The sequence below is a fragment of the Geobacillus sp. JS12 genome (genome assembly GCF_001592395.1).
Taxonomy (GTDB): domain Bacteria; phylum Bacillota; class Bacilli; order Bacillales; family Anoxybacillaceae; genus Geobacillus; species Geobacillus zalihae.
Window position 1 is genome coordinate 2,312,977 of record NZ_CP014749.1, and the last position, 25,523, is coordinate 2,338,499.

Below are 25,523 nucleotides of genomic sequence, written 5' to 3' on the forward strand. Positions count from 1 at the left end.
AGCCTCTCCCCTTTCTTCCTTTCCTAACGCCCGGCGGCGCACCCTTTGACGAGCAGTTCGTACACCGGATCGGCGAGGGCGGCCAAGTCATACTTTTGCTCGTTCATCACCCACGTCGTCACCGTTTCATCAAGGGTGCCAAAGATCATTTGCCGAGTGAGCCGGACGTCTAAATCTTGGCGAAACTCCCCTTTTTCCATCCCCTCCATGATGATGCGGTCGATGAGCCGCAAATATCCTTTCAGCACCTCATTGATGCGATGGCGCAGCTCTTTGTTCGACTGGCGCAGCTCAAGCTGCGTCACGACCGCCATATGCGGATCAGCGGCGAGGGCGGAAAAATGAGTTTTCACCAATACATACAATTTCTCTAGGGGGCTTGAAATTCCTTCTGTCTCTTGTTCAATTTTCTCGATGAACGCCCCCATCTTTTCCTGAAAAAGCGAAATTAAAATATCCTCTTTGTTTTTAAAATAAAGGTAGATCGTGCCGTCGGCGACACCGGCCTGCTTGGCGATTTTCGACACCTGTGCTTGATGGTAGCCGTGCTCGGCGATGACGACGACGGCAGCGTCAATGATTTGCTTAAATTTCGGCTTTTCCCTCCGCAATATGGATTCTCCTTTTCTCACGTTCCATCCGCCAAATGAATGAACCATCATTCATATTTTCATTTTACGGGCAATTCTGCCGATTTGTCAAGCTTCTTTTTCTCCTCTTCCACCAACACGCGGCGCAAAATTTTGCCGACCGCCGTCTTCGGCAGTTCATCGCGGAACTCGTACAGGCGCGGCACCTTGTAAGCGGCGAGCCGCTCGCGCATAAAGGCATCCAGCTCCTGTTCGCTGCACGTTTCCCCTGGTTTTATCACGACGAACGCTTTCACCGTCTCGCCGCGGTACGGATCCGGAACGCCGATCACGGCCGCTTCCTGCACTTTCGGGTGCTCGTACAGCGCTTCTTCGACTTCGCGCGGGTAAATGTTGTAACCGCCGGCGATAATGACATCTTTCTTGCGGTCGACGATGTAAAAATAGCCGCGCTCATCCATATATCCGATGTCGCCGGTGTACAGCCATCCGTCGCGCAGCACTTGCTCGGTCTCCTCCGGACGGTTCCAATAGCCTTTCATCACTTGCGGCCCGCGCACGACGAGTTCTCCACGCTCGCCCGGCTTCGCTTCCTCACCCGTTTCCAAGGAAATGATTTTCGCGTCCGTATCCGGCCACGGAACGCCGATGCTTCCTTTCACCCGCTCCCCATCCCAAAGGAAGTTGCTGTGGGTGACAGGGGACGCCTCGGTCAACCCATAGCCTTCAATCAATTTTCCGCCCGTCACCCGTTCAAACTGCTCCTGCACCTCAACCGGCAACGGAGCGGAGCCGCTGATGCAGACGTTGATCGAGGATAAATCATATTTGGCCAAGTCGGGCTCATTCAACAAAGCGATATACATCGTCGGCGCGCCTGGGAACATCGTCGGCCGGGTGCGCTCGATTGCTTTTAATGTTTGCTTGACATCAAAGCGCGGGAGCAGCACCATTTTGCTCGCCATCATCACGGACAAATTCATCACCGTCGTCATGCCGTACACGTGGAAAAACGGAAGCACACCGAGCACCGTTTCTTTTCCTTTTTCGCATTTATACACCCAATGAGCGCACATGAGCGTATTGGCGATCAAATTGCGATGCGTCAACATGGCCGCTTTCGGATGCCCCGTCGTGCCGCCTGTATATTGCAGCAGCGCCACATCTTCCACCGGATCAATGTCCTCCCCGATCGGCGCCGTCTCTTTGCAGCTCATGATCGTGCGGAACAGATGAACAGTTTCGCTTTCCGCGATGCGGACAATCGGCATGTTTTGCTTCCGCTGCACAAGCGGATACAGCCATTTCTTCACCGTGGGCAAATAATCTTGCATTCTCGTGACAATCCAATGTTTGACTGGCGTCCTCCCTTTCACCTTTTCCGCCTTTGGATACAGAAGATCCATCGTCACGAGCACCGAGGCGCCGCTGTCGTTCAGCTGGTATTCAAGCTCATACTCGGTGTAAAGCGGGTTCGTCTGCACGACGATGCCGCCGGCTAGGAGCGTCCCATAGTAGCTGATGACGGCCTGCGGGCAGTTCGGCAGCATCACCGCCACCCGATCCCCTTTTTTCAATCCGATCGTCCGCAAATAATGCGCGAACGTCAAAGCCTGCTCGTACAGCTCGCGAAACGTCATCGTTTTGCCCAAAAAGTCAATCGCCTCATGGTCTCCGAATTGTTCCGCCGTCTCCCGCAAATAGTCGGAAAGCGTTTTCTTTGGATAGTCGAGCGTAGCAGGAATGGACGGCGGATAATGAGCGAGCCACGGTTTTTCCATATGCAATCCCCCTTGCTTCTATTTTATTTTACTTTTTCTAATTTTTCATCAAAAAAAAAGAACGCCAGGCTTGAACCGAGCGTTACCAAAACCAGTACACCAAACCAATGAAGAAAAAGCACGCGCAAATGACAAACAAGATTTTCGCCAACACATCAACCGATCGGTTGCGCACCGCCATATAGACGATGCCGGCGATCAAAAGCAGTCCGACTGCGATCAACAACCATTTGACTACTGCGTTCATTCGTTGTTCCCCTTTACTGAATCCCTTCGCCGATGACAAACGACAAGCCGACGGAAATCACCATGGAAATCAAGCCGACGGCCCGGTTGTCATTGGCAATTTCGTCATCAATATTGAATTTCGGCGTCAAAAATTCGTAAATAAAGTACGCGGCGAGCAGAAGCAAAAACCCGTACAGCCCCCAGCCAATCATCGACGGCAGCGACTCATGGCGGGCGAGCGCATAGCGGAAAATGTTGGCGATGCCAAAAATCTTTCCGCCGGTTGCCATCGCCACCGCCACATTTCCTTTGCGAATCTCTTCCCAGTTTTTGTACTTCGTCACCAATTCAAATACGGCTAAAAAGACGACGATGCACAGCACGGCGACGCTGAAATTGGCCGCCGTTTTCACCATGTCGTGCTCCCAAAACGACGCCATTGCCATCGCCCCCATCATTTCAGTTCCACGATCGTCACCCCGGTGCCGCCTTCATTCGCCTCTCCGAACCGGAAGCTTTTCACCGCCCGATGCTGCTTCAAAAACTGCTGCACTCCTTGGCGGAGCGCGCCCGTTCCTTTGCCGTGAATGATCGAAACACGCGCATAGCCAGCGAGCACAGCATCATCCAAGTACTTCTCAAGCCGAAGGAGAGCGTCTTCGTACCGTTCGCCGCGCAAGTCAAGCTCGAGGCTCACATGGGCGTCCTTGCCTTTCACCGTCGCAATCGGCGTCACTTCTTTCGCCGGCGCACTGCCGATATACTCCAAATCGCGTTCACGGATTTTCATTTTTAAAATGCCGAGCTGCACTTGCCATTCGTCGTCCGACACTTTTTCGATCAAATAGCCTTTTTGGTTGAGGCTCGTCACCTTCACTTCATCACCCGGCTGGAACACATGGCGTGAAGCAGCCTTTTTCGCCTTTTTCCGCTTCTCCACTTTCGGCATAGCGGCAGCGAGCCGCTTTTTCGCCTCGACGAGCTCATGCTCTTTCACTTCCGCCTGCTTTTCTTTTTGCAAGCGGCGCAGCTCTTGAATGATCCGCTCGGCTTCGCGTTCCGCGGCGCGGATGATGTCGGCTGCTTTTTGCGTTGCTTCCGCCAGCCGCTCCGCTTTTTCTTCTTCGAGCTCTTCCCATTTTTGTTCCCATTCGGCGCGCAGACGCTCAGCCTCCTCCAGCGCCGCCCGCGCCCGCGCTTCCTCTTCCTCCGCTTGCTTTTTGCTCCGTTCAAGCGACGCGATCATGTTTTCGACGTTATGGCTTTCCGCGCTCACTTGCGCTTTCGCCCGCTCGATGATGCGTTCATCAAGCCCAAGGCGGCGCGAAATATCAAAGGCGTTGCTGCGGCCGGGGATGCCGATCAACAGTTTATACGTCGGGCGGAGCGTTTCGGTGTCAAACTCGACGCTCGCATTCACGACACCGGGGCGGTTGTAGCCGTACGCTTTCAATTCGGGATAATGCGTCGTCGCCACCGTTCGCGCCCCGCGCCCGTGCACTTCATCCAAGATGGCGATGGCGAGCGCCGCCCCTTCCTGCGGGTCGGTGCCAGCCCCAAGCTCGTCAAACAGCACAAGGCTTTCACCATCGACATGGCGCAAAATGTCAACGATATTGACCATATGGGACGAGAACGTGCTCAAGCTTTGTTCGATCGACTGCTCGTCGCCAATATCGGCGAAAACGGAACGGAACACCGCTGCTTCCGATCCGTCGGCCGCCGGGATGAACAGCCCCGCTTGCGCCATGAGCGTCAACAAGCCGACCGTTTTTAACGTCACCGTTTTTCCGCCGGTGTTCGGCCCGGTGATGACGATCGTCGTATAGTCGCCGCCCAATTCAATATCATTCGGCACCGCCTTTTCTTGATCCAGCAGCGGATGGCGTGCCTGCAAAAAGCGAAGATAGCCTCGGCCATTGACCGCTGGCTTCGCGGCTTGCAGCCGGCGGGCGTATTTCGCCTTAGCGAACGCAAAATCAAGCGCCGCAAGCGACTCAACCGCCCGCGCAAGCGGCTCGGCCTGCTCAGCGACTTTTGCCGAAAGTTCGCGCAAAATGCGTTCGATTTCTTGCTTTTCTTTCGCCCGCGCTTCGCGGAGCGCATTGTTCAACTCGACGACCGCCTGCGGTTCAATAAACAGCGTCGCCCCGGACGCCGACTGGTCATGGACGATGCCGCCGTAGGCGCCGCGATACTCTTGTTTCACCGGGATGACATATCGGTCATTGCGGATCGTAATGATGGCGTCCGACAGCCGCTTTTGCGCCGACGGCGAGCGGATGATGCTTTCGAGTTTCTCGCGGATGCGCGCTTCCACTGACCGAATTTGCCCGCGCAGCGAGCGGAGGCGGTCGCTTGCGGCATCCAGCACTTCGCCATGGTCGTCGATCGAGCGGCGAATGTCATGTTCAAGCGCCGGCACCTCCACGAGCTCATCGGCATAAGTGGACAGACGGTCCAATCCCCCGTGCTCTTCATGCAGATCCATAATCAGCCGCTTCATTTGCCGGCTTGCGGCCGAGGTGGCCGCCACTTCAAGCAGCTCTTGCGGGCTGAGCGTGCCGCCGATCGCCGCCCGCTTGAGATGCGGACGGATGTCGACTACTCCGTCAAGCGGCGCATAGCCAGCAAGCCGCAAAACAGCGGCGGCTTCATCCGTTTCGTCAAGCCAGGCGGCCACCTCCTCCAAGTCAGAAGACGGTATGAGAGCGTCGATTTTTTCCAAACCGAGCGGCGAGGACGCATGCTCTGCCAACTGCTCTTTCACTTTATCGAACTCCAAGGTGTGAAGCACTTTTCGTTGCACGTATCTGACCCCCAGCTGATTCATTTCTTTCGTTTGTCGCGCAAAAACTGTTGCAGCTTTTCAAGCGGCCATGTGTTGATGACCGTTTCCTTATGGATCCAACCTTTTCTTGCCGTCGCTACGCCGATCGCCATATCCTCGAGCATGTCCAAATGGTGGGCGTCCGTGTTAATGGCAATATACGCCCCCGCTTCCTCGGCTTTTTTCACGTAGGCCGCCGACAAGTCGAGCCGGTTTGGGTTGGCGTTTAACTCAAGCACCGTGTTCGTCTCCGCCGCGAGCTCCACGAGCCGCTCAAGATCGACGTCATAGCCGTCGCGCTGGCCGATCAGCCGCCCGGTCGGGTGGGCAATGACATCGACGTACGGGTGGCGAAGCGCCGCCTCCAACCGTTTCATGATCGTCTCGCGCGGCTGTTTGAACGCAGAGTGAATGGCGGCGATGACAAAATCAAGCTCCTTGAGCACGTCATCGTCGTAATCGAGCGTCCCGTCCGGCAAAATATCCATCTCAATGCCGGCCAAAATCGTAAAATCCGAATAGCGCGCGTTCAGCCGCTCAATTTCCTCGCGCTGGCGCCGCAACCGATCCGGGGTCAAGCCGTTGGCGACTTTCAAATAGTGCGAATGGTCGGTGATGGCGATATACCGGTAGCCGCGGCGGCGGCACGCCTCAGCGAGCTCCGCAAGCGAACACGACCCGTCGCTCCACGCCGAATGCATATGCAAATCGCCTTGAATGTCTTCAAGGCGCACAAGCGGCCGATCAGCGGAAAACCGCTCGATTTCCGTGCCATCTTCACGCAGCTCCGGCGGAATGTGCGGCAGCCCGAAATGGGCGTAAAACGCCGCTTCATCGCGGAACGTTTTCACTTCGCCTGTCGCTTCGTCTTCCACGCCGTATTCGCTGATTTTCTCGCCGCGCTCTTTGGCGAGCTGGCGCATGCGCACGTTATGCTCCTTCGATCCGGTGAAATGATGAAGCGCGGTCGCGAATTGCGCCTCGCTGACCAGCCGAAAGTCAACGGCCACTTCATCCTCATACTGGAAAAGAAGCGACACTTTCGTCTCCCCAGCGGCGAGCACCCCGCGGACGCGCTCAAAGCCGAGCAGCCCGTCGCGCACCTCGGCCGGACGGTCGGTAGCGATGACATAATCCAAATCTTTCACCGTTTCATTCAAGCGCCGCAAACTGCCGGCCCGCGAGAAGCGAATCACGCCGTCAAGACAAGCAAGCTGGCGTTCCACATCCGCCGCGATCGCGAGCACCCGAGCGAGCGGCAGCCGCTCGGGGCGTTTGCCTGCCTTTTCAATGGCCGCAAGCAGCTTTTCTTCCGTTTTCGCGCCAAAACCGGGAAGCTCCCGCACTTTTCCAGCCAAGCACGCTTCTTTCAATCCGTCCATATCGACAATGCCAAGCTCCTGATGCAGCTTGGCGATTTTTTTGCCGCCAAGCCCCGGGATCTTAAGCAAGGAAAGAAGCGTTTCCGGAATATCGCGCTTTAATTCCTCGAGCACCGATGATGAACCGGTTTCGACAAACTCGGTGATGATCGCCGCCGTGCTTTTGCCGATGCCGGGAATGGCGGTGAAATCGCCAATTTCCGCGAGGCTCCGCTCATCCGTTTCCAAGGCGTTCGCCGCTTTGCGGAAGGCGTTGACCTTAAATGGATTTTCTCCTTTGATCTCCATATACAGTGCGATCGTTTCAAGCAGGCGGATGACCTCTTTTTTATGGACGCTCATCCCCGTTCCCTCCCTTTCCCGCAAAACCACGGCCGCGCTCGGTCAGACGCGGCCATGAATCCACCAGTTGCCAAGCATCTCCGACAACACCGGCGTATGTTTCACAATCACGGTCGCCATAAGCGAACGTTGCAGCTGTTCTTGCACGCTGTCAATCGGCACGAGCGCCCCGATATACAACAGCAAAAAGACGAGCAAATACACTTCCGCAAACCCGAGCGCCGCCCCGGCCAAGCGGTTGACGCTGCGCAACAGCGGCAGCTGGGCGACGAAATCGAGCATCGAGCCGACGATTTGAAGCACGATTTTCACCACAAAAAATAAAAGTGCAAAGGAAATCGCCCGATAATAGGCATCGTCTAAATGGGTGCTCTGAAACAGCAGCTTCATCGTCTCCGGATCGCCGAACGTCGGATATGGAATCCAAAGGCGCAATGTCGGCACCAACCGTTCATAATACCGGTAAGCGACGTAAAAGGCAATGAAAAACCCGGCCATATGAATGAATTGGAGAATAAAGCCGCGCTTCAGCCCGATCATCGCCCCCAGCAGCAGGACAAACAACAGCACGACATCAATCATCCTGTTTCCCGTCCTTTTCCTGTTTCAGCTGTTCCGCCAGCCGTTGATATTCTTCTTTTAGTTTGAGATATTCACTGGCGATGTTGACGGCCGTCAACACGGCCAGCTTCGGCACATCAAGGAGCGGATTTTTCTCACTGAATTCATGCATTTTATCGTCAACGAACGCCGCCACGAGCCGGATGTGGGCCGGGCTTTCCGCGCCGACGATCGTGTAGTCTTGTCCATAGATGCGGACGCTCACCCGCGTTTTTGGCTGTTCTGTCAAGCTTTCTCCCCCATTTCGCCAAATCCTACTGTTTATCATATCATGAACGCTGGTATAATGGAAAGAAGCGACACACAGCAACGATAGAGAAGATAAAGGAGCGATCGAACGTTGTCAAACTATGTGATTCAAGCCGACCAACAGCTGCTTGACGCCTTGCGCGCCCACTACCAAGACGCCTTATCCGACCGGCTTCCGGCTGGAGCGTTGTTTGCCGTCAAGCGCCCGGATGTCGTCATCACCGCCTACCGCTCAGGCAAAGTGCTGTTTCAAGGGGAAGCGGCGGAGCAAGAAGCAGCGAAATGGATATCAGGGGCGAGCGCCTCAAACGAAACAGCTGACCACCAGCCGTCCGCTTTGGCAGCTCATCAACTCGGGTCTCTTTCCGCCATCGGTTCCGATGAAGTCGGCACCGGCGATTATTTCGGCCCGATCGTCGTCGCCGCCGCCTACGTGGATCGGCCGCATATCGCCAAAATCGCGGCGCTTGGCGTGAAAGATTCGAAACAATTGAACGATGAGGCAATCAAACGGATCGCCCCCGCCATCATGGAAACCGTGCCGCATGCGGTCACCGTGTTGGACAATGCCGAATACAACCGCTGGCAGCGAAGCGGCATGCCGCAGACGAAAATGAAAGCGCTCCTTCACAACCGGACGCTCGTGAAACTCGTTGACGCCATCGCGCCCGCCGAACCAGAAGCAATCATCATCGACGAATTTTTAAAACGGGATTCGTATTTCCGTTACCTTTCCGATGAAGATCGCATTATCCGCGAGCGGGTGCACTGCCTTCCCAAGGCGGAAAGTGTCCACGTATCAGTCGCCGCCGCCTCGATCATCGCCCGCTACGTGTTTTTAGACGAAATGGAGCGATTATCCCACGCCGTCGGCCTCCTGCTTCCAAAAGGTGCCGGCGCCATCGTTGACGAAGCCGCCGCCCGGATCATCCGCGCGCGGGGGAAGAAGCGCTCGCGGCGTGCGCCAAGCTTCATTTCGCCAATACGAAAAAGGCGCTTGCCATCGCCAAGCGCCGGTAGTGATGTCCATCACACCTGTGGGAAACGGCAGCGTTGGCTCCGTCGCGAACAAAACGAACGGACGAAGAGATGCTGCGCGAACTGAAGGAAATCGCGATGACGGAACAAGAGATTTTAGAAGCATTAGAAGAATGGCAAAGCTTAAGCGTGGATCCCGAAAACTGCTACGCCTATGAAATGCGGCTCAAATGGCTGCTCGATCAATTATCGAACATTCGCGGCAGCCGGGAGGAAGGACGTCAAGAAGGGTTGAAAAAGGGAAGAGAAGAAGGAATCCAAGAGGCGATCCAAAAAATGAGCGAAAAAGGCATGAGCATCGCGGACATTGCGCATATACTCGATCTGACGGAAGAAGACGTAAACGAAAGGCTGAAAGGATTAACATGAAAAAGCCAGCGCTGAACACGCTGGCTTTTGTGTTTGGTTCCATATAGGCATACCATTTGGAAACGAGAGTTCGACAAACGGATGGAAGAACACAATCTCCTTTTTATTCATGATAAAGTTCTCTTCCATTGGTCGAAATAACATGTTTATACCAAAAGAACGATTTCTTCTTTTTCCGCTCTAACGTTCCAGAGCCATCATCATTCTTATCCACGTAAATGTAACCATAGCGTTTGCTCATCTCACCGGTGGATGCACTAACTAAATCGATGCAGCCCCATGACGTATAGCCCATGAGCTCCACTCCATCTTCAATGGCTTCTCCCATTGCCTTAATATGTTCACGCAAATAGTCAATGCGGTAATCGTCGTTGATTGAACCATCTTCCTCGACTTTGTCATATGCCCCAAGCCCATTTTCAACGACGAATAAAGGTTTTTGATAACGATCATAAAGCTCATTCAATGCAATACGAAGACCGATTGGATCAATTTCCCAACCCCAGTCACTAGCTTGTAAAAACGGGTTTTTGACTCCGCCAATAATATTTCCGGATGTCATTTCCTCAGATGATGGGATCTTTTTGACTGTGCGAGACATATAGTAACTAAAACTAATAAAATCAACAGGATATCGTTTCAATAGCTCAAGATCCCCATCATGAATTTCCAGTTCAACCCCATTCTCTTGGAAGAAACGTTTGGCGAACGCCGGATACTCTCCCCGTACTTGCACATCGCCGCATAAATAGTTGAATATACGATTCTCATGCAAAGCATGCCACACATTTTCCGGGTGACAATCAAAAGAATACGTCGGCGCATAAATCAGCATGCATCCAACTTTTGCATCTGGAATAATTTCGTGAGCCGCTTTTACAGCTAAACTGCTGGCAACAAATTGATGATGCAACCCTTGAAAAATATGCTGTAAACGAGTGTCTTCACTCTTCGGCACAAAACCGAGGCTTAAAATCGGAAAATGAATGGCCCCATTAATTTCGTTGAATGTTAACCAATATTTCACTTTGTTTTTATAACGCTCAAATAACGTCTTTGCATACCGTTCAAAAAATGAAACGAGTTGGCGATTTTTCCAGCCTCCATAAGCTTTCACTAAATGCAACGGCATTTCATAATGAGAGATCGTTACAATGGGTTCAATACCATATTTATCTAACTCGTCAAATACATGATCATAAAATTGCAATCCTTCTTCATTGGGGGTTAATTCATCTCCATTTGGAAAAATTCTTGACCACGCAATGCTCATCCGATACGCTTTAAATCCCATTTCCGCAAATAAGGCAATATCTTCTTTATACCGATGATAGAAGTCAATGCCGTCATGGTTCGGATATACATAGTTTGACTTGTCAATCTCAAAATCAAATTCATTTCCTGCCAGCACATTCAGCCTCACTTTCCCCCCAGGCAGTACATCTGCAATGCTGAGCCCTTTCCCTCCTTCTTGATAAGCCCCTTCCAATTGATTGGCTGCGGTAGCTCCTCCCCATAAAAATCCTTCTGGAAAGCGGTATGTTTTATTCATTGCCACAACCTCCATGGTCAAATATAGTGTTTCATTCCTACACCCTTCTAAGCATAAATTTCTAACAATGCTTCAAGTTGTCTAACTGTACGGTTTGAAGTCGCTTTGATTTCAGAAAATGTATCGCTGTTTGTGATGACAACGGGAGTCACGATTTCATACCCTGCTTCTTTAATCTGATCGATGTCAAATTCAACAAGTACATCTCCAACCTTGACTGCATCCCCTTGCTTCACATGCGCGGTGAAGTATTTCCCCTCCAGTTTTACGGTATCCATGCCGATATGAATTAAAATGTCCAGCCCATCCTCTGATGTAATGCAAATGGCATGCTTTGTTTGAAACAGGGCCGTCACAACACCGTTAACAGGTGAAACGACTTTCCCCTCTGTCGGTTCAATCGCCACCCCTTTTCCCATCGCTTCACTTGAAAACGCGCCATCTTCTATATGAGATAATGGAATGACATTCCCTGTTAACGGACTCATGAAAACAAGCCTTTTTGTTTCCTCTGTATTTACTGGCAACGTGGTTTCTACTTTATTTTCTGTCTCTTTACCTTGAAAGCCGAAAAAGTAGGTCAACAGAAATCCGACAATAAAAGAAGCGACTAATGCCATGATGGCTCCCCAGAAAGACAAATCCAGCTTACCGCCTGGCTGAATATATGTGGGTATGGCAAAAATTCCTAATCCTCCAATCATCCATAGCTTGCTTGAAAACGCCCCAATCATTCCGCCGCCGACTGCCCCGCCGATGCAGCTCATAATAAATGGTTTTTTAAGCGGGAGCGTCACTCCGTAGATCGCAGGCTCTGTTACACCGAAAACCCCTGAGATAAAGGCTGGCACACTAAGCGATTTTACATTTTTGTCTTTCGTTTTCAACATGACAGCCAGCACAGCTCCAATTTGTGCAAAGCATACAAACGTGACAGTCGCTAAAATCGGGTCATACTTTAACGTAGCTAAATTGTTGATAGCAATCGGGACAAGACCCCAGTGAAGCCCGAACATGACAAATACTTGCCATAATCCGCCTAATAATATCCCCGTCAAGACCGGGCTTAATTTATAAACCCACACAGTCGCTGCACCTAACAAGCTGCCCGCCCAAGTGGCAATGGGACCAATCACAATAAAAGTGAGCGGGACCATGATCATAATCGTAAAAAATGGAACAACAAATGCTTTGACAACATCCGGAATGATTCGCTTTAATCGTTTTTCCAACTTCGCAGCAAAATAGGCTGATACAATAATCGGAATGACTGACGATGCATATGACATTAAAATGACCGGGATTCCTAAAAACGTAATATGGATATTGGACTGAAATATCGTTCCATTAAACAGCGTATACAACGGTTCACCTGCAGACAGTGCGCTTACATTCGGATGAACGAGCGCGGCCGCAATGGCAATGCCGACAAACGGGGTTCCGCCAAATTTTTTCATGGCCGTGTAACCTAAAAACATCGGCAAAAATGTAAACAATCCATCGCCAGCAATATTCAACAATTGATATGTTCCGGATTCTGCAGTCACCCAATGAAGCGCTAACAATAAAGCTGCCAATCCTTTGATCATCCCTGTGGCCGCTAAAACCCCTAAAATTGGGGAAAACACACCGGAAATGATGTCGATGAACTTTGCCCCTAAACTCATTTTGTTTTCTTTTGATTCGTCCTTTTCTGATGTGTCCATATGAATCCCAGAAACCTCTAAAAAGTTGGCATAAACATCGGGACATGGTTTCCAATAACTACTTGATATTGTCCCCCGCTTTTCATCACGGTTACAACGCCGTCTAAATTCTTGATCGCTTCTGTATCTGCCAAAGCCTCGTCTTTTAATTTGAAGCGAAGCCTTGTTACACAATGATAAACGCTTTCAATATTCTCTCTCCCTCCCACCAATCTTAAAATGTTTTTGGATAATGGTGTGTAATCTTTTTTTGCCATTATGGCACCTCCTCTTTCTCACATCTGCTTTCAGGCAGTAGAAAAATAAAAAAACCTAAACTGCCCCGCCAATATATAAAAAGGCGAGACAATTTAGGTTTTGCCTGCATGACCAGTAACAACCCTAATTGTCTGAATATTCATCTCCTACCCTCACTTTAGCATACGCTTTCATTTTTGTCAATCAGAAATGGATCGGCGACTGGTCACTCGTTCAATGTGAATCGTCAAATAAATTTCTTCTTCGGATGTTAGCGTGCATCCGATCGTTTTCATAATATACTCGGCAATTTTTTTCGTACATTCGTATGCCTCACAATATTTTTGTTTTACGAGTTCATACAAATCATGTTCCTCGTGGTTCAATAAATGTTGATTCAGCAAACGGTGGACAAAAAATTTAAGGTGTGTAAGGAAACGGAAATAGTTCAACGATTCCTCATCTAATTGAATTTTAAAATGATACTTTACAATCGTTAAAATGTCTTGAATCATTTTTGTCATCGATGCTACATCGCCCATTTGTTCATTGAGTTCAGCATTCACAATATGCATGGCAATAAATCCTGCTTCATCTTCAGGAAGGTCAATCCGAAGACGCTGTTGGATGATTTGCAGCGCTTTCTTGCCGATTTGAAATTCATCTTGATAAATTCGTTTAATTTCCCAAAGTAATGGATTTACGATTTGTATCCCTTGTCGATGTCGCTCAATCGCAAAGTGAATATGATCGGTAAGAGAGATGTAAATAATATCATTCAGCTTTTTATTCCGCTCTTCTTTTGCGTGCTGGATAATCTCTTCTGCAATGCGGATATATTCAGTTGGCACTTCATACAGCAATTCTTTGAATTTGCTAATTAAATCTTTGTTGTCAAGCTTAAATACTTTTTCAATCTTCGTTTCATCCACTTCATCCCCGGCCTTTTCTGAAACGCAATCCCCCTTCCCATAATAACAAGTTCTTTTCCATTTTCAATGACGCTTATCACGTTGTTGTTAATGACTTTCGCAATTTTCACTCCAATCCCTCCTTCACTACAAAACACAGATAAAACAATGAAGTCCTTATTTAGAAGGATTGATGATTTTGAAACGTTTGTCAATGAGAATTTTTTCAATTTGCCTAGAAGGCTGGTGAAAAACGGCCGATTCCGCTGAAACCCTTGTTTTCAGCTGACAGAGAAGCATTGATTTGACAAGGCTTCTCCATTTGAGAAGAGAGTCCGTTTTCTGTGATGTTTCACTACATCACCGGCCTTCTAGGCAGAAGCCGCAAAAAAAGCTGCCTATAAAAACCGATGAAATCGGTTCTTTTGGCAGCTTGTCCGTGGTATCTCACCTTATCGATGTCCAACGATCGGATGCGGCACGTACGGTTCTTCTAGGTAGGCGATTTCTTCTGCTGTTAACGAGATGGATAGCGCGCCGACCGCATCTTCGAGATGGGACAGTTTCGTCGCCCCGACAATCGGTGCGGTGACCGGTTCTTTCTGCAGCAGCCAGGCAAGGGCGATTTGCGCGCGCTTCACGCCGTGTTTTTTGGCGAGCTCAGAGACCCGTTCGATGATCACTCGATCCGCCTCGGCCGTGGTGTCGTATTTTGATCGTTGAATTTGATCGGTTTCGGAACGATGCGTTGTTTCTGACGCGCCGCGCGCCAGCCTTCCTGACGCCAGCGGGCTGTACGGGATCACAGCGATGTTCTCCTCTTGGCAAAGCGGCAGCATTTCCCGCTCTTCCTCACGGTAAATGAGATTGTAATGATTTTGCATCGACACAAATTTCGTCCACCCGTGTTTTTCCGCTGTATAGTTGGCCTTCAAAAACTGCCAAGCATACATCGAAGACGCGCCGATGTATCGCGCCTTTCCCGCTTTCACCACATCGTGCAGCGCTTCCATCGTTTCCTCGATCGGCGTATCATAGTCCCAGCGGTGGATTTGATACAAATCGACATAATCGGTGCCCAGCCGTTTCAAACTTTTGTCAATCTCGCTCATGATGACCTTTCGGGACAGCCCTTTCCGGTTTGGCCCTTCGTGCGCCGTGAAATACACTTTCGTGGCGATGACAATTTCATCTCGATCGGCGTAGTCCTTTAACACCCGCCCCAATATTTCCTCGCTCGTTCCGTCGGAATACACATTGGCGGTATCAAAAAAGTTGATGCCTAATTCCAGCGCCCGCTTGATGATCGGACGGCTTTTCTCTTCATCAAGCACCCATGGATGAATCCAGCGGCCGGGGACGCCAAAACTCATGCCGCCAAGGCAAAGGCGCGAAACGTCCAAACCGGTGTTGCCAAGTTTCACATATTTCATATCGGTTCACCCTCTCTTTCCCCTTTGCTTGCTTTAGTGTTTGCGAAATGAACGAAACGAGCAACAATGTCTACCATCATTGGACCGAACGTCAGCTTTTGCCCTGGCAAAAAAAAACGGATCGCCAAATAGACAACTACAATCGAGCGATCCAAAAAGCAGCCTTTATCCCCCAGCGCTATTTGCTTACCCGCTTGGCAAAGTCCGAACCAGCCGGATAACGGTCGCCGGCAATGTCGATGTTGGCGAGGGCATCGTTCAACCGCTGCAATTCCTCTGCCGTCAACACGACCTCCAACGCTCCAAGATTTTCTTCGAGGCGCTCGAATTTGCGCGTTCCGGGGATCGGCACGATCCATGGCTTTTGCGCCAACAGCCACGCCAAGGCGATTTGCGCCGGCGTCGCTTGTTTCTCGGCCGCAAACCGTTTGATGAGCTCGACCAGCACTTGATTGGCCTCCAGGTTTTCCGGCTGGAACCGCGGCACAATGCGGCGGAAATCGGATTCGGCGAACGTTGCGTTCCGATCAATCGCTCCAGTCAGAAATCCCTTGCCAAGCGGGCTGAACGGCACAAAGCCAATGCCGAGCTCCTCAAGCGCAGGCAATAGTTCTTCTTCCGGACTTCTCCACCATAACGAGTATTCGCTTTGGACAGCCGTAAGCGGCTCTACCGCATGGGCGCGGCGGATCGTTTGCACCCCAGCTTCCGAAAGCCCCCAATGCCGAATTTTGCCTTCCTTCATCAAGTCTTGGATCACTCCGGCTACTTCCTCGATCGGCACGTCCGGGTCGACGCGGTGTTGATAGTACAGGTCAATGGCTTCCACTCTCAGACGCTTGAGCGAACCTTCCACCGAGCGGCGAATCGTCTCCGGCTTGCTGTCGAGCACTTGCTTGCCGTCTTTCAGTTGAATGCCGAATTTCGTGGCGATGACCACCTCTCCTTTGAACGGAGCGAGCGCCTCGCCGACCAATTCCTCATTCACGTATGGCCCGTACACTTCTGCCGTATCGAAAAATGTGACCCCGCGCTCCACGGCCGCATGAATGAGAGCGATCATTTCGTTTTTGTCGGCAGCCGGCCCATAGCCGTAGCTCATCCCCATGCAGCCGAGCCCGATCGCGGATACTTCTAAGCCGCTTTTGCCTAGCTGGCGTTTTTGCATCCTCTTCCTCCTTTATTTTCCGTTAAATCTCCAATCGGCGCTGGCAAAGCCACTTCACGATTTCGGGATCGCGATGGGAAAAGAACAAGCTTTGCTTCGTATCGAGGGCGGCGATGTTGTTCATATCCTCTTGATCGAGCTCAAAATCAAAGATTTGGAAGTTTTCCACGATGCGCTCTTTATGCACCGATTTCGGAATCGCCACAATCCCCCTTTGCGTCAGCCAGCGCAAAATGACTTGGGCGACCGATTTGTTGTGCTTGTTCGCGATCGAGACCAACACTTCATTTTGAAACATATTGTTTCGTCCTTCCGCAAAAGGCGCCCACGACTCGATTTGGACGCCATGTTGTTTCATGAACTCCGTGCTTTCCACTTGTTGGCAGAACGGATGCGTTTCAATTTGATTGACCGCCGGGGTCACGTCATGATGAAGAATCAAATCGATGAGACGGTCCATGTGGAAATTGCTCACCCCAATCGCGCGAACTTTCCCTTCGCGGTAAAACTCCTCCATGGCGCGCCAAGAGCCGTATACATCCCCAAATGGCTGGTGAATGAGATACAAATCGATGTAATCAAGCTGCAGCCGCTCCAACGATCTCGCAAAGGCTTTTTTCGTGCTCTCATAGCCGGCATCTTGAATCCACAGTTTTGTCGTCACAAATATGTCTTCTCTCGGAATGCCGCTCCGTTTGATCGCCCGCCCAACAGCCTCTTCATTTTGATACGACGCAGCCGTATCAATGAGCCGATAGCCGGTCATGAGCGCATCGTACACGCATTGTTCGCACAATTCCAGATCGTTGATTTGATAGACGCCGAAGCCTAAGATCGGCATTTTGACGCCGTTGTTTAACACCACCATTTGCATCGTTCTCTACCTCCTTGCTCGATTCGGTTATCATGTCGACAATGACAAACCGGCAGCGCACATCGCCACGAAGAACGCTACCCACAATGTCATTATGCTCTCTTTTGCACCGCAACCGGTATCACAATTCTCGCAAATCATTGCCTAATTCTCTCAACCCTCTTCCAGTTACGGAAAAGGGTTAGGTAAAATAACTGTAGTGGAAGGGGGAAAAACGGTTGAAATCGATCATTGAGCAACAACAGAAATTGGCGTCGCTCATCGAACGCCATACCGGAAAAGACGGGGTTTACGAAACAGAGATTCCATCGCTTTTTCTGTTTCGCGAATCACATCCAACAACACCGAAGCACGGCGTCCAACGCCCATCGTTTTGCTTGATCGTGCAAGGCCGAAAAGACGTATGGCTGGCAGGGGAACGGTTTACGTACAGCCCAACCCATTATCTTGTCTCTTCCGTCGACTTGCCGGTCATCTCCCAAGTGGTCGAAGCAAGCGAACAGACTCCGTATTTGGCCTTGCGCATGGAAATAGCGCTCCAGCAAGTCATCGAGCTGCTGCAGCGCACCGAAAACCATATTCGTCCGCCGAAAAAACCGAAGCGGGCGATGTTTGTCAGCGCGGTGGAACCGGATTTGCTTGATGCCGTCACGAGGCTCATTCGCTTGCTCGACACGCCCAACGATATCCGTATTTTAGCGCCGATGTACCAAAAAGAAATTTTATACCGCGTGCTGCAAGGGCCGTATGGCGACGTCCTCAAACAAATGGCCGTCCAAAACAGCCGTACCCATCACATTCATCATGTCATCGAATATATGAAGAAACACTATCGTCAACCGATTCGCATCGAAGAGCTGGCGGAGTTGTCTCATATGAGTCCGGCATCGCTCCATCGCCATTTCAAAGAAGTCACCGGAATGAGCCCGATCCAGTTTCAAAAGCAGCTGCGCCTGCAAGAAGCGCGGCGGCTTTTGCTGACGGAGGCGATCGATGCCGCTGACGCCGCCTTTCAAGTCGGCTATGAAAGCCCGTCGCAATTCAGCCGTGAATATTCCCGACTATTCGGGCGGCCGCCGAAGGAAGATGCGAAACATTTGCGGTCTGGGTCTACGGAACGAGCGAACGCCTAAAAGCGAAGGTCGGTTCATATGCTGGTCTTTTTTTTGCGCATCGCTCTCCCGTTGCATTCGAACCGTCCGTTCTTCTCTTCCCATCGTCTTTGGCGAATGCGTCCCGCCTAACGGGATGGTCCGTGTGGAATGTTTCTCAACCGGTTGGCGTCGCCCAGCGCCTGCATGGTTCCATATGATTTCTCTCAAAAATCATCATTGATTGATTAAAATACATATGTTTATAATTTAACCAAATAATATTGCCTTCAAGGGGAGAGTTCACCATGGCGAAAATCGACCGGCGCATTGTGAAAAGCCAAGAAGCGATCAAAAAAGCGGTCGTCGAGCTGATGGCGGAAAAACCGTTTGACGACATCACGATTCAAGAAATCGCCGACCGGGCGAATGTGAACCGGGGAACGGTTTATCTTCACTACACCGATAAATACGATTTATTGGATAAGCTGATTGAAGAACATATGGACAACTTGCGGCAGCTTTGCCGCGAGGCGGCTGACTTGACGTTTGAGGAAGGAAACTACATTTGGTACGAATATTTTGAGCGCCATCAGTTGTTTTTTTCGACGATGCTGTCAAGCAAAGGGGCGCCGTTTTTCCGCAATCGGTTTTTGCGGCTGGTGATCGAGGAATTCAAGCCGGATGTCGACACGTCAAGCGGAAAAAACAAAGGGCTGAATGAGGACGTCGTCTTGCAATTTTTCGCCTCCGCCGTCGTCGGGATTGTCGAATGGTGGTTCAAGCAAGGCAGGCCGCTGCCGGCGCGCGTCATCGCCGAGCAGACCGGGCGCTTGCTGGACCGCAATTTTGATTAAAGCGTCATTCCGCCCCTAGACAGCCGTATGAAATCCCCTTTCGATGCTTAACCAAAACCGCCATCGACTGGAAGAAGGGCAACGGACGCGGCCAAGAGCTGATCGATTTGCCGCTCAACAAAAACCGCCACCGACGCCGGGCTGCAAGCTGGCAATCGGTGACGGTTTTTATATTGGGAAGGCGCTGTTCATCGCGGCATGATTTTCACCGTCGCTGCACGGGCGCGGGGGCTGATCATCGAAGACAAATACGGACTTCCTTTGTACTTTTCCCGGTAGGCGTCATCGATCCAATCATTGATCGATCCATCGACCGGTTCGAACACAACTTCCTTCGTCATGCCGGCTGCTGTGATCCGCCCCGCTCTCTGTTTGACGGCCGCCTGATACCAGCTCGATCGCTGTCCGTTGTAGGCGCGCACATAAAGGGAGTCGCCAACGACCACCGACCAAATCCACGTCGGTGTTCCATACGTTTTGCCGTCTTCGCGGAACGGCGAAATGTGCAAATCATCCGTTTCCGCGATTCGACGCAGCTCTTCGTTCGACCATCCAGCCATCGTGTTCCTCCTATTCATCCCGGTGATACTGTTCATCGCTCACTTTTTCCAGCCATTCGACCACTTTGCCGTTTGCGACTCCTGTTAAAGCGATATGGGTCATCGCTGTCGTCGGCGTCGCGCCGTGCCAATGTTTGACGCCCGGCGGGAACCAAACGACGTCCCCGGCCCGAATTTCCCGAATCGGGCCGCCCCATTCCTGCACCCATCCAACACCATATGTCACGATCAACCTTTGTCCAACCGGATGGGTGTGCCATGCCGTGCGCGCCCCCGGTTCAAACGTGACGTATGCCGCCGAGTACGGAGCGAATTCGTTTTCTTGGAAGAGTGAATCAACGCGGACGCTTCCGGTGAAATACGCTTCCTGCCCTTTCGCCGACGGCTGAGCGCCGTTGCGGACGATTTCGATTGTTTCCTCCATTGGCGTTTTCTCCTTTCCATGGCCACTCGGACGCCAAGGCAGAGATGGCCTCTCCGTCTTCATGTTGACGCCCGATAGTCCAATATATTCAACATTTGTCTATGATGATATCAAAGCTCGCTTTCTCTTCAATAGCTAAATCAACGCAATTTGTTGAATAATGAACAACGAGCATCCATTTGATCATCGAAAACCGCCTTGCCCATCTCCCCGTCTTCTGGACGTGCCAAAAAACAAGAGGCTGTCCCCAAAATCGTCTCTCTTTAACATCTTTCCGAAAGAAGTCTCCCACTTTGAAACGAAGTGAAAGTGGGAGATGAATGTCGGTTGGCGTCAGCCAACGAATAGGATAGAATATGGCTAGAACGGACACCTTCGGAACGAAGGGAAGCGTAAAGGGTTCTTGTGTGTGGCTTACCGTTCGGCGAACACACACAAGTCGCTTGAAGCCCCATCTCTAAGCGAAGCGTAGGTGGTGGGTAGTTCACAAAAGATACAATATATCTATCGTGTCACCGAAGTCATTTGTCCCTGCATCTCGTAATGAAGAAAGGGTGTCCCATTGCGTTTGGGACACCCCCTTGCCGCACATTCAGCCTTTATCGCTCACGCCCGCTCTTCCAGCGCGGCGACGACTTTTTCCGCCGTGCTTCGGCTTGATTGCGGATTTTGCCCGGTGATCAAGTTGCCGTCGCGCACCGAGAAATCGGTCCACTTCTCGCCGCGGACGAAATTCGCACCGCGCAGGCGCAACGTCGACTCGAGCAAAAACGGCATATGCACATCAAGCCCGACTTCGCGCTCCTCTTCATCCGTAAATGACGTGACCGTTTTTCCTTTCACAATCGGCGTGCCGTCTTTGTACGTTGCGTTCACCAGCCCTGACGGACCGTGGCAGACAGCGGCGATGATCCGGCCGTCTTCGGCAAACTGCTGCAAGACGTATTGCAGCGTTTCGTTGTCTGGAAAATCGAACATCGTCCCATGCCCTCCGGGAAGGAAAATGGCGTCAAACCCGTGTGCATCGTCCTTGCTCAAACGTGCTGTGTTCTTCAGCGCCGCTTCCGCTTCCGCCCAAGACGGATCTTTTTCATTGATGCTGCGCGGGTCAAGCGGCACCTCGCCGCCTTGAATGCTCGCCACTTTCACGTCATACCCTTTTTCTTTAAATACCAAATACGGTACGGCAAACTCCTCAAGCCAAAGCCCGGTTTTATGGTCGTCGGTGATCGTCGTATGGTTTGTCACCACCATGAGCACTCGTTTCGTCATGCCCGCATTCCTCCTTTAGGTTCTGGTATGTTCTCTACCACTCATCATACTTTACGTTGGGCAAAAGCGGAAAAAATATGCTTGTGAAATGGAAAAGGAATGAATCGCTGGCAGACGATCAAGCAACGAGCACCTATATTCCGTTGATGAGGAGAGGCGGCATCGTGCCAGCTCTCCTGAAAAAGAACGCCGCCCCCAGCATGCGGGGAGCGGCGTTGACTCGCCTTCTTAACTGATTTTTTGTTGTTCTAGTCCAGCTGTCTCGCTTGCCGGCTGCCGAAACGGCCACCAGTTCGCGCGGCCGAACGTGCGGACCATGACCGGCACGAAAAGCGGCAGAACGACGAGGGCGTAAAGGAGAAGCCCTGTCAGCACAATCGTCGCGATTTGCAAGAGCGACAAGACGCCGGACGGATACATCGCGGCGAACGTCCCACCTAAAATGACGGCGGCCGAGATGATGACCGTCCCCATATGGCCCATCGCCGACAGCATCGCTTCTTTCACCGGCCGGCTGCGGTATTCGTTGAACCGGTCCATGAGGAAAATGCTGTAGTCGATGCCGAGCGCCAACAGCAGCACAAAGGCGAAGAACGACACCGCCCAGTTCAAGCCGGCATAGCCGAGGCCGTTGACGAAAATGAGTTCGGTGACGGCCATCGATGTGTAATATGTCAACACGAGCGACAAGATCAAATAGAGCGGCATGATAAGCGAACGAAGGAGCACTGCGAGCACGATGGCGATGCCGATCAACATCAGCACGGCCGTCCGTTTATAGTCGGCGTTTGAGATCGCCTGCAAATCGGCGTACGTGCTCGTCACGCCGCCGACAGCGATCGTCGCGTCTTCCCATTTCGTTCCTTTCACTGCCCGTTCGGCGGCGGCGCGAATGTCATCCATGCGGCCGAGCGCCGATGTCGAATACGGATTTTCTTTTAAAATGACATCGAACGTCACGATGCGCCGGTCTTTCGACATATACGCGTCTTTCGCCTGCGCAAAGTCTTGGCTTTCGCGCGCCTCTTTCGGCATGTGCCAGCCGGCCATGTCTTTCTCCGGGGCCGATGATAAATCGGCTAAATACGTTTCCGCCGTTCCGAGGCCGTCCGCCACTTTATGCAGCCCAGACGCGCTTTGGTCCAAGCCATTTACAAGCTGGCCGAGCTGGCCGCCAAGCGCGGAGAAGTGCTCAAGCAATTGGCGCTGGCCGCCGTTCACTTGCTCAAGCCCTCGGGAGAATTGCGGCAATTGGTCGACCGCCTGTTTCTGGCCGTCGGCCGCTTTCGTCAACCCGGCTTCGAGCTCCGAAAGCCCGGCGATGATCCGGTCCAAGCCGCCGTTGACCGCCGCTTGACCAGCCGCGAGTTGGGCGAACGATTCGTTGGCTTTCGCCAAACCGGCGCGCGCCTGCTCAAGCGCCCCGTTCAATTGCGTGAGGCCGTCCGCCATTTGGTTCGTCTTTTCGGACAAGGCGGCGACCGTCATTTTCGCTTGTTGGTATTGCGCGTCTTGCGTGAGTTCCGGATGCGACTGCTCGACTTGCGCAAGCATCGTTTGCACGGCGGCGAGCTGAGCGGCGACAGCTTTTAATCCCGCTTCGATTTGCCGGTACTGGCCGCTTAGCGCCGACAGCCCTTGTTCTGTCTGCTTGTAGCCGTCAAGCAGCTGCGTGGCGCCTTCCTGCAGCTTTTTCGCGTTGTCGCGAAGCGTCACTAAGCCGTTTTTCAGCTCACCGGCGCCCATCGCTCCCCGGCGCACGCCTTGTTCAATTTGACTGAGACCGGTTTGCAGCTGGCGCAGGCCGTTTTCAAGCCGCTCTGTTCCGGAGACGAGCTGGCCGATGCCGGATGACGCCTGCTTGAGCTGCGGAGCGGATGAGGACAATTTTTCGCTTGCCGTCTCAAGTCCGGCGCCGATTTTCTCAATGCCCTCTTTGCCGGCGCCAAGGCCGCTTTTCAGCTGTTTCGCCTGTTCCGTGACAAACAGCTCCTGAATCGGCTCACCCGTCGGGCGCGTCGCCGAGCGGACGCTCGCCACGCCGTCAACTTTTTCGATCTCACGGCTCATTTTCTCAATTAACGCCAGTCCTTCTTCCGAATCGAGCGGCTCTTTGCTTTTCAATACCACCTGCGTCGGCATGGCATCTCCCGGATTGAAATGATCGGCAATGATGTCAAACGCTTTGACCGAACGATAATGATCGCCGATCTCCTCCATGGAATCAAACGACAGGTTGCCATCATACGTCGCCAACACCGGCACGGTCACGACGGCGACAATCGCCAGCGCCAAAAGCGGACGGGCGAACGCAAATCGGCCAGCCGCAAGCCAAAGCCGGCTTTGCCCGTGCTCGAGCTTCCCGCGCACCGGCCAAAACAGCTTCTCGCCAAGCACGGCCATGAAAAACGGCACAAGCGTCACGAGCGCCAAAAGCAACACCGCGACCCCAACGGCGACGGCCGCCGCCGATTGGTACAGCTTAAACGTCGACAACCCGATCGCCGCAAAGCCGATCATGACGGCAATGCCGCTTGCCGCCACCGTTTTCCCAGCCGTCCGGTACGTGGCGACGATCGCTTCCACCCGATCGCCGCGCTTCGCCAGTTCTTCTTTAAACCGGCTCAGCAGCAAAATGCAATAGTCGGTCCCAATGCCAAACAACACCGCCACTAAAAACGTCTGCGTAAACGTCGACAACGGAAAGTTGACCTGATCGACCAAAAACGCCACGACCGACTGCGAAACGACGTACGTCGCCCCGACCGCGAGCAGCGGAATGAGCGGCGCCACCGGCGAGCGGAACACGGCGAGCAACACAATTAAAATAAAGACGACCGTGATCCCCTCCGTTTTCTTCACGCCTTCCTGCGAGCTCGTTACGACATCTTCATCGATCATCCAGCCGCCGGTGAAATAATGCTCGACCTTGACGCCATCGACTGCTTTATACAGGGCGTCGGTCAATTGCTTCGCCGTCCGCCCAGCCGGGTCGATGCTGACGGAAATGAGCATCGTCGTTCCATCTTTGGAGATGAGTTCTTTTTCCAGCTCCCGGTTGGCAAACGGCGAGACGATGTTCGTGACATGAAGTTCCTCTTTTTTCTTTTCGAGCGCGTTTACCGCCCGTTCAATCTCTTTTTTGTCATCCGCCGTCAATCCGCCTTTTTGGTAAAAGACAAGCACCGCAGACCGTTCGTTTTGCTTGTTTTCCTGGCTGTTCGCCTCTTTGATCAATTTTGCCGCCAATGACGACGAGTAGCCGTCCGGCACGCTCAGCTGCCCTTTTTCCCTGACAAGCTCGCCCATGTTCGGCGCCGTCGCCATGAGCACGGCCGCGATGGCGATCCATGCCGCAAGTACGAGCCATTTTCCTTTGATGATCGCTCTCATGTCGCTTCTTCCACCTCCTGCAGCACGCGGGCCAACCGTTCATACGTGCGGATGAATGTTTCGATCTCCTCCTCTGGAAAGCGGGCGATCACTTCTTCGACGAGCCGATAGACGCTGCGGTCCATTTCCTCTACCCATGCTTCCCCGTGCTCCGTCAGCGATAAGACGATGACGCGCCGGTCGTTCTTGTCACGGTCGCGGCGCAGCCAGCCTTTGTCGACGAGGCGATTCGTCATCGCCGTCACCGCGCTTTTGTTCACGCCAAACATCGCCGCGAGCTCCGTTGACGTGCACGCCCCCCGCCGGCGGATGTAGCGAAGCAAATAATATTGATCGTGCGTCATCTCTTCGCAAAGACTGCCTTTGACAAGCGCCGCTCCGCGTTTCATCACGAGAAACGACACGGACAAATAGCGGTCGATCCATTCATCGATGTTTCGTCCCGGCATTGATTCACCTCCGATGGTTCAATCATTGAACAATCAACCAAATTCAACAGTAGATGGAGAGCTGTCATCCATTTTGTTCAACTGTTGAACTATTAGTAACGATACCAAGGAAAAAAGAGAAAGTCAACAAGGAATGTTGCCAAAGGAGAAACCATTCTATCGTCCA

At 52.2% G+C, this 25,523-nt stretch carries 20 protein-coding genes and 3 pseudogenes; 4 read left to right on the forward strand and 19 right to left on the reverse strand.

From position 1 onward, the window contains the following. Nucleotides 1-23: 23 nt before the first annotated feature. From A0V43_RS11325 to zapA, 8 genes are all read right to left on the reverse strand, one after another. Entirely contained in the window at nt 24-611 is a 588-nt protein-coding gene (locus A0V43_RS11325; protein ID WP_011232163.1) for a fatty acid metabolism transcriptional regulator FadR, read from the reverse strand. Between the two features lie 59 nt (nt 612-670). After that, a complete protein-coding gene (locus A0V43_RS11330; RefSeq protein WP_063193105.1) occupies nt 671-2,371 on the reverse strand; it encodes a long-chain-fatty-acid--CoA ligase in 1,701 nt (566 codons plus the stop codon). Nucleotides 2,372-2,453: 82 nt separating this feature from the next. Then, complete coding sequence (locus tag A0V43_RS19810) at nt 2,454-2,618, reverse strand: hypothetical protein (RefSeq protein ID WP_162833771.1); 165 nt, start codon at nt 2,616-2,618, stop codon at nt 2,454-2,456. A 13-nt stretch (nt 2,619-2,631) separates the two neighbouring features. Next, a complete protein-coding gene (locus A0V43_RS11335) occupies nt 2,632-3,039 on the reverse strand; it encodes a DUF350 domain-containing protein (RefSeq protein ID WP_015375560.1) in 408 nt (135 codons plus the stop codon). Between the two features lie 14 nt (nt 3,040-3,053). After that, nucleotides 3,054-5,408 carry an endonuclease MutS2 gene (locus tag A0V43_RS11340; RefSeq protein ID WP_335339919.1) on the reverse strand — a complete coding sequence of 785 codons (2,355 nt, stop codon included), beginning with the start codon at nt 5,406-5,408 and terminating at the stop codon, nt 3,054-3,056. Nucleotides 5,409-5,428: 20 nt separating this feature from the next. Next, entirely contained in the window at nt 5,429-7,153 is a 1,725-nt protein-coding gene (gene polX / locus A0V43_RS11345; RefSeq protein WP_063193107.1) for a DNA polymerase/3'-5' exonuclease PolX, read from the reverse strand. 42 nt (nt 7,154-7,195) lie between these two features. After that, complete coding sequence (locus A0V43_RS11350) at nt 7,196-7,735, reverse strand: CvpA family protein (protein WP_020755584.1); 540 nt, start codon at nt 7,733-7,735, stop codon at nt 7,196-7,198. Then, nucleotides 7,728-8,003 carry a cell division protein ZapA gene (zapA, locus tag A0V43_RS11355; protein ID WP_015375564.1) on the reverse strand — a complete coding sequence of 92 codons (276 nt, stop codon included), beginning with the start codon at nt 8,001-8,003 and terminating at the stop codon, nt 7,728-7,730. Before zapA ends, A0V43_RS11350 begins: the two co-directional genes overlap by 8 nt. 111 nt (nt 8,004-8,114) lie before the next feature. Here zapA and rnhC point away from each other — a divergent pair. Both rnhC and A0V43_RS11365 read left to right on the forward strand, forming a co-directional pair. Further along, a pseudogene (gene rnhC, locus A0V43_RS11360) lies at nt 8,115-9,043 on the forward strand (ribonuclease HIII). 33 nt (nt 9,044-9,076) lie between these two features. Beyond that, nucleotides 9,077-9,430 carry an Rpn family recombination-promoting nuclease/putative transposase gene (locus A0V43_RS11365; protein ID WP_020755588.1) on the forward strand — a complete coding sequence of 118 codons (354 nt, stop codon included), beginning with the start codon at nt 9,077-9,079 and terminating at the stop codon, nt 9,428-9,430. A gap of 103 nt (nt 9,431-9,533) precedes the next feature. On the opposite strand, the gene A0V43_RS11370 is transcribed toward A0V43_RS11365, so the two are convergent. From A0V43_RS11370 to A0V43_RS11395, 6 genes and pseudogenes are all read right to left on the reverse strand, one after another. Further along, nucleotides 9,534-10,982, reverse strand: coding sequence for a glycoside hydrolase family 1 protein (locus A0V43_RS11370; protein ID WP_033005940.1), 1,449 nt, complete (start codon nt 10,980-10,982; stop codon nt 9,534-9,536). A 47-nt stretch (nt 10,983-11,029) separates the two neighbouring features. Beyond that, nucleotides 11,030-12,945 (reverse strand): annotated as a pseudogene (locus A0V43_RS11375) (beta-glucoside-specific PTS transporter subunit IIABC). Between the two features lie 180 nt (nt 12,946-13,125). Then, nucleotides 13,126-13,967 (reverse strand): annotated as a pseudogene (licT, locus tag A0V43_RS11380) (BglG family transcription antiterminator LicT). A gap of 321 nt (nt 13,968-14,288) precedes the next feature. Continuing rightward, nucleotides 14,289-15,269 (reverse strand): aldo/keto reductase, encoded by a 981-nt coding sequence (locus A0V43_RS11385; protein ID WP_063193108.1) that lies wholly within the window; start codon nt 15,267-15,269, stop codon nt 14,289-14,291. A 178-nt stretch (nt 15,270-15,447) separates the two neighbouring features. Further along, the gene (locus A0V43_RS11390) at nt 15,448-16,437 is read right to left on the reverse strand and encodes an aldo/keto reductase (RefSeq protein WP_063193109.1); all 990 of its coding nucleotides are present in this window, start codon (nt 16,435-16,437) and stop codon (nt 15,448-15,450) included. Between the two features lie 22 nt (nt 16,438-16,459). Further along, nucleotides 16,460-17,311 carry an aldo/keto reductase gene (locus tag A0V43_RS11395; RefSeq protein WP_063193110.1) on the reverse strand — a complete coding sequence of 284 codons (852 nt, stop codon included), beginning with the start codon at nt 17,309-17,311 and terminating at the stop codon, nt 16,460-16,462. Between the two features lie 218 nt (nt 17,312-17,529). Here A0V43_RS11395 and A0V43_RS11400 point away from each other — a divergent pair, with 218 nt between their 5' ends. Both A0V43_RS11400 and A0V43_RS11405 read left to right on the forward strand, forming a co-directional pair. After that, entirely contained in the window at nt 17,530-18,444 is a 915-nt protein-coding gene (locus tag A0V43_RS11400; protein WP_063193111.1) for an AraC family transcriptional regulator, read from the forward strand. Nucleotides 18,445-18,710: 266 nt separating this feature from the next. Then, nucleotides 18,711-19,259 carry a TetR/AcrR family transcriptional regulator gene (locus A0V43_RS11405; protein WP_063193112.1) on the forward strand — a complete coding sequence of 183 codons (549 nt, stop codon included), beginning with the start codon at nt 18,711-18,713 and terminating at the stop codon, nt 19,257-19,259. 188 nt (nt 19,260-19,447) lie between these two features. Here A0V43_RS11405 and A0V43_RS11410 read toward each other — a convergent pair whose 3' ends face one another. The 5 genes from A0V43_RS11410 to A0V43_RS11430 form a co-directional block, all read right to left on the reverse strand. Beyond that, nucleotides 19,448-19,819: a DUF2255 family protein gene (locus A0V43_RS11410; RefSeq protein ID WP_063193113.1), complete on the reverse strand. Its 372-nt coding sequence runs from the start codon at nt 19,817-19,819 to the stop codon at nt 19,448-19,450. A 10-nt stretch (nt 19,820-19,829) separates the two neighbouring features. Continuing rightward, nucleotides 19,830-20,243, reverse strand: coding sequence for a (R)-mandelonitrile lyase (locus tag A0V43_RS11415; protein WP_063193114.1), 414 nt, complete (start codon nt 20,241-20,243; stop codon nt 19,830-19,832). Between the two features lie 606 nt (nt 20,244-20,849). Continuing rightward, complete coding sequence (locus A0V43_RS11420) at nt 20,850-21,515, reverse strand: type 1 glutamine amidotransferase domain-containing protein (RefSeq protein WP_063193115.1); 666 nt, start codon at nt 21,513-21,515, stop codon at nt 20,850-20,852. 228 nt (nt 21,516-21,743) lie between these two features. Further along, nucleotides 21,744-24,908, reverse strand: a complete 3,165-nt coding sequence (locus A0V43_RS11425; protein ID WP_063193116.1) for an MMPL family transporter — start codon at nt 24,906-24,908, stop codon at nt 21,744-21,746. After that, the gene (locus tag A0V43_RS11430; protein ID WP_063193117.1) at nt 24,905-25,357 is read right to left on the reverse strand and encodes a MarR family winged helix-turn-helix transcriptional regulator; all 453 of its coding nucleotides are present in this window, start codon (nt 25,355-25,357) and stop codon (nt 24,905-24,907) included. Before A0V43_RS11430 ends, A0V43_RS11425 begins: the two co-directional genes overlap by 4 nt. Nucleotides 25,358-25,523 lie beyond the last annotated feature (166 nt).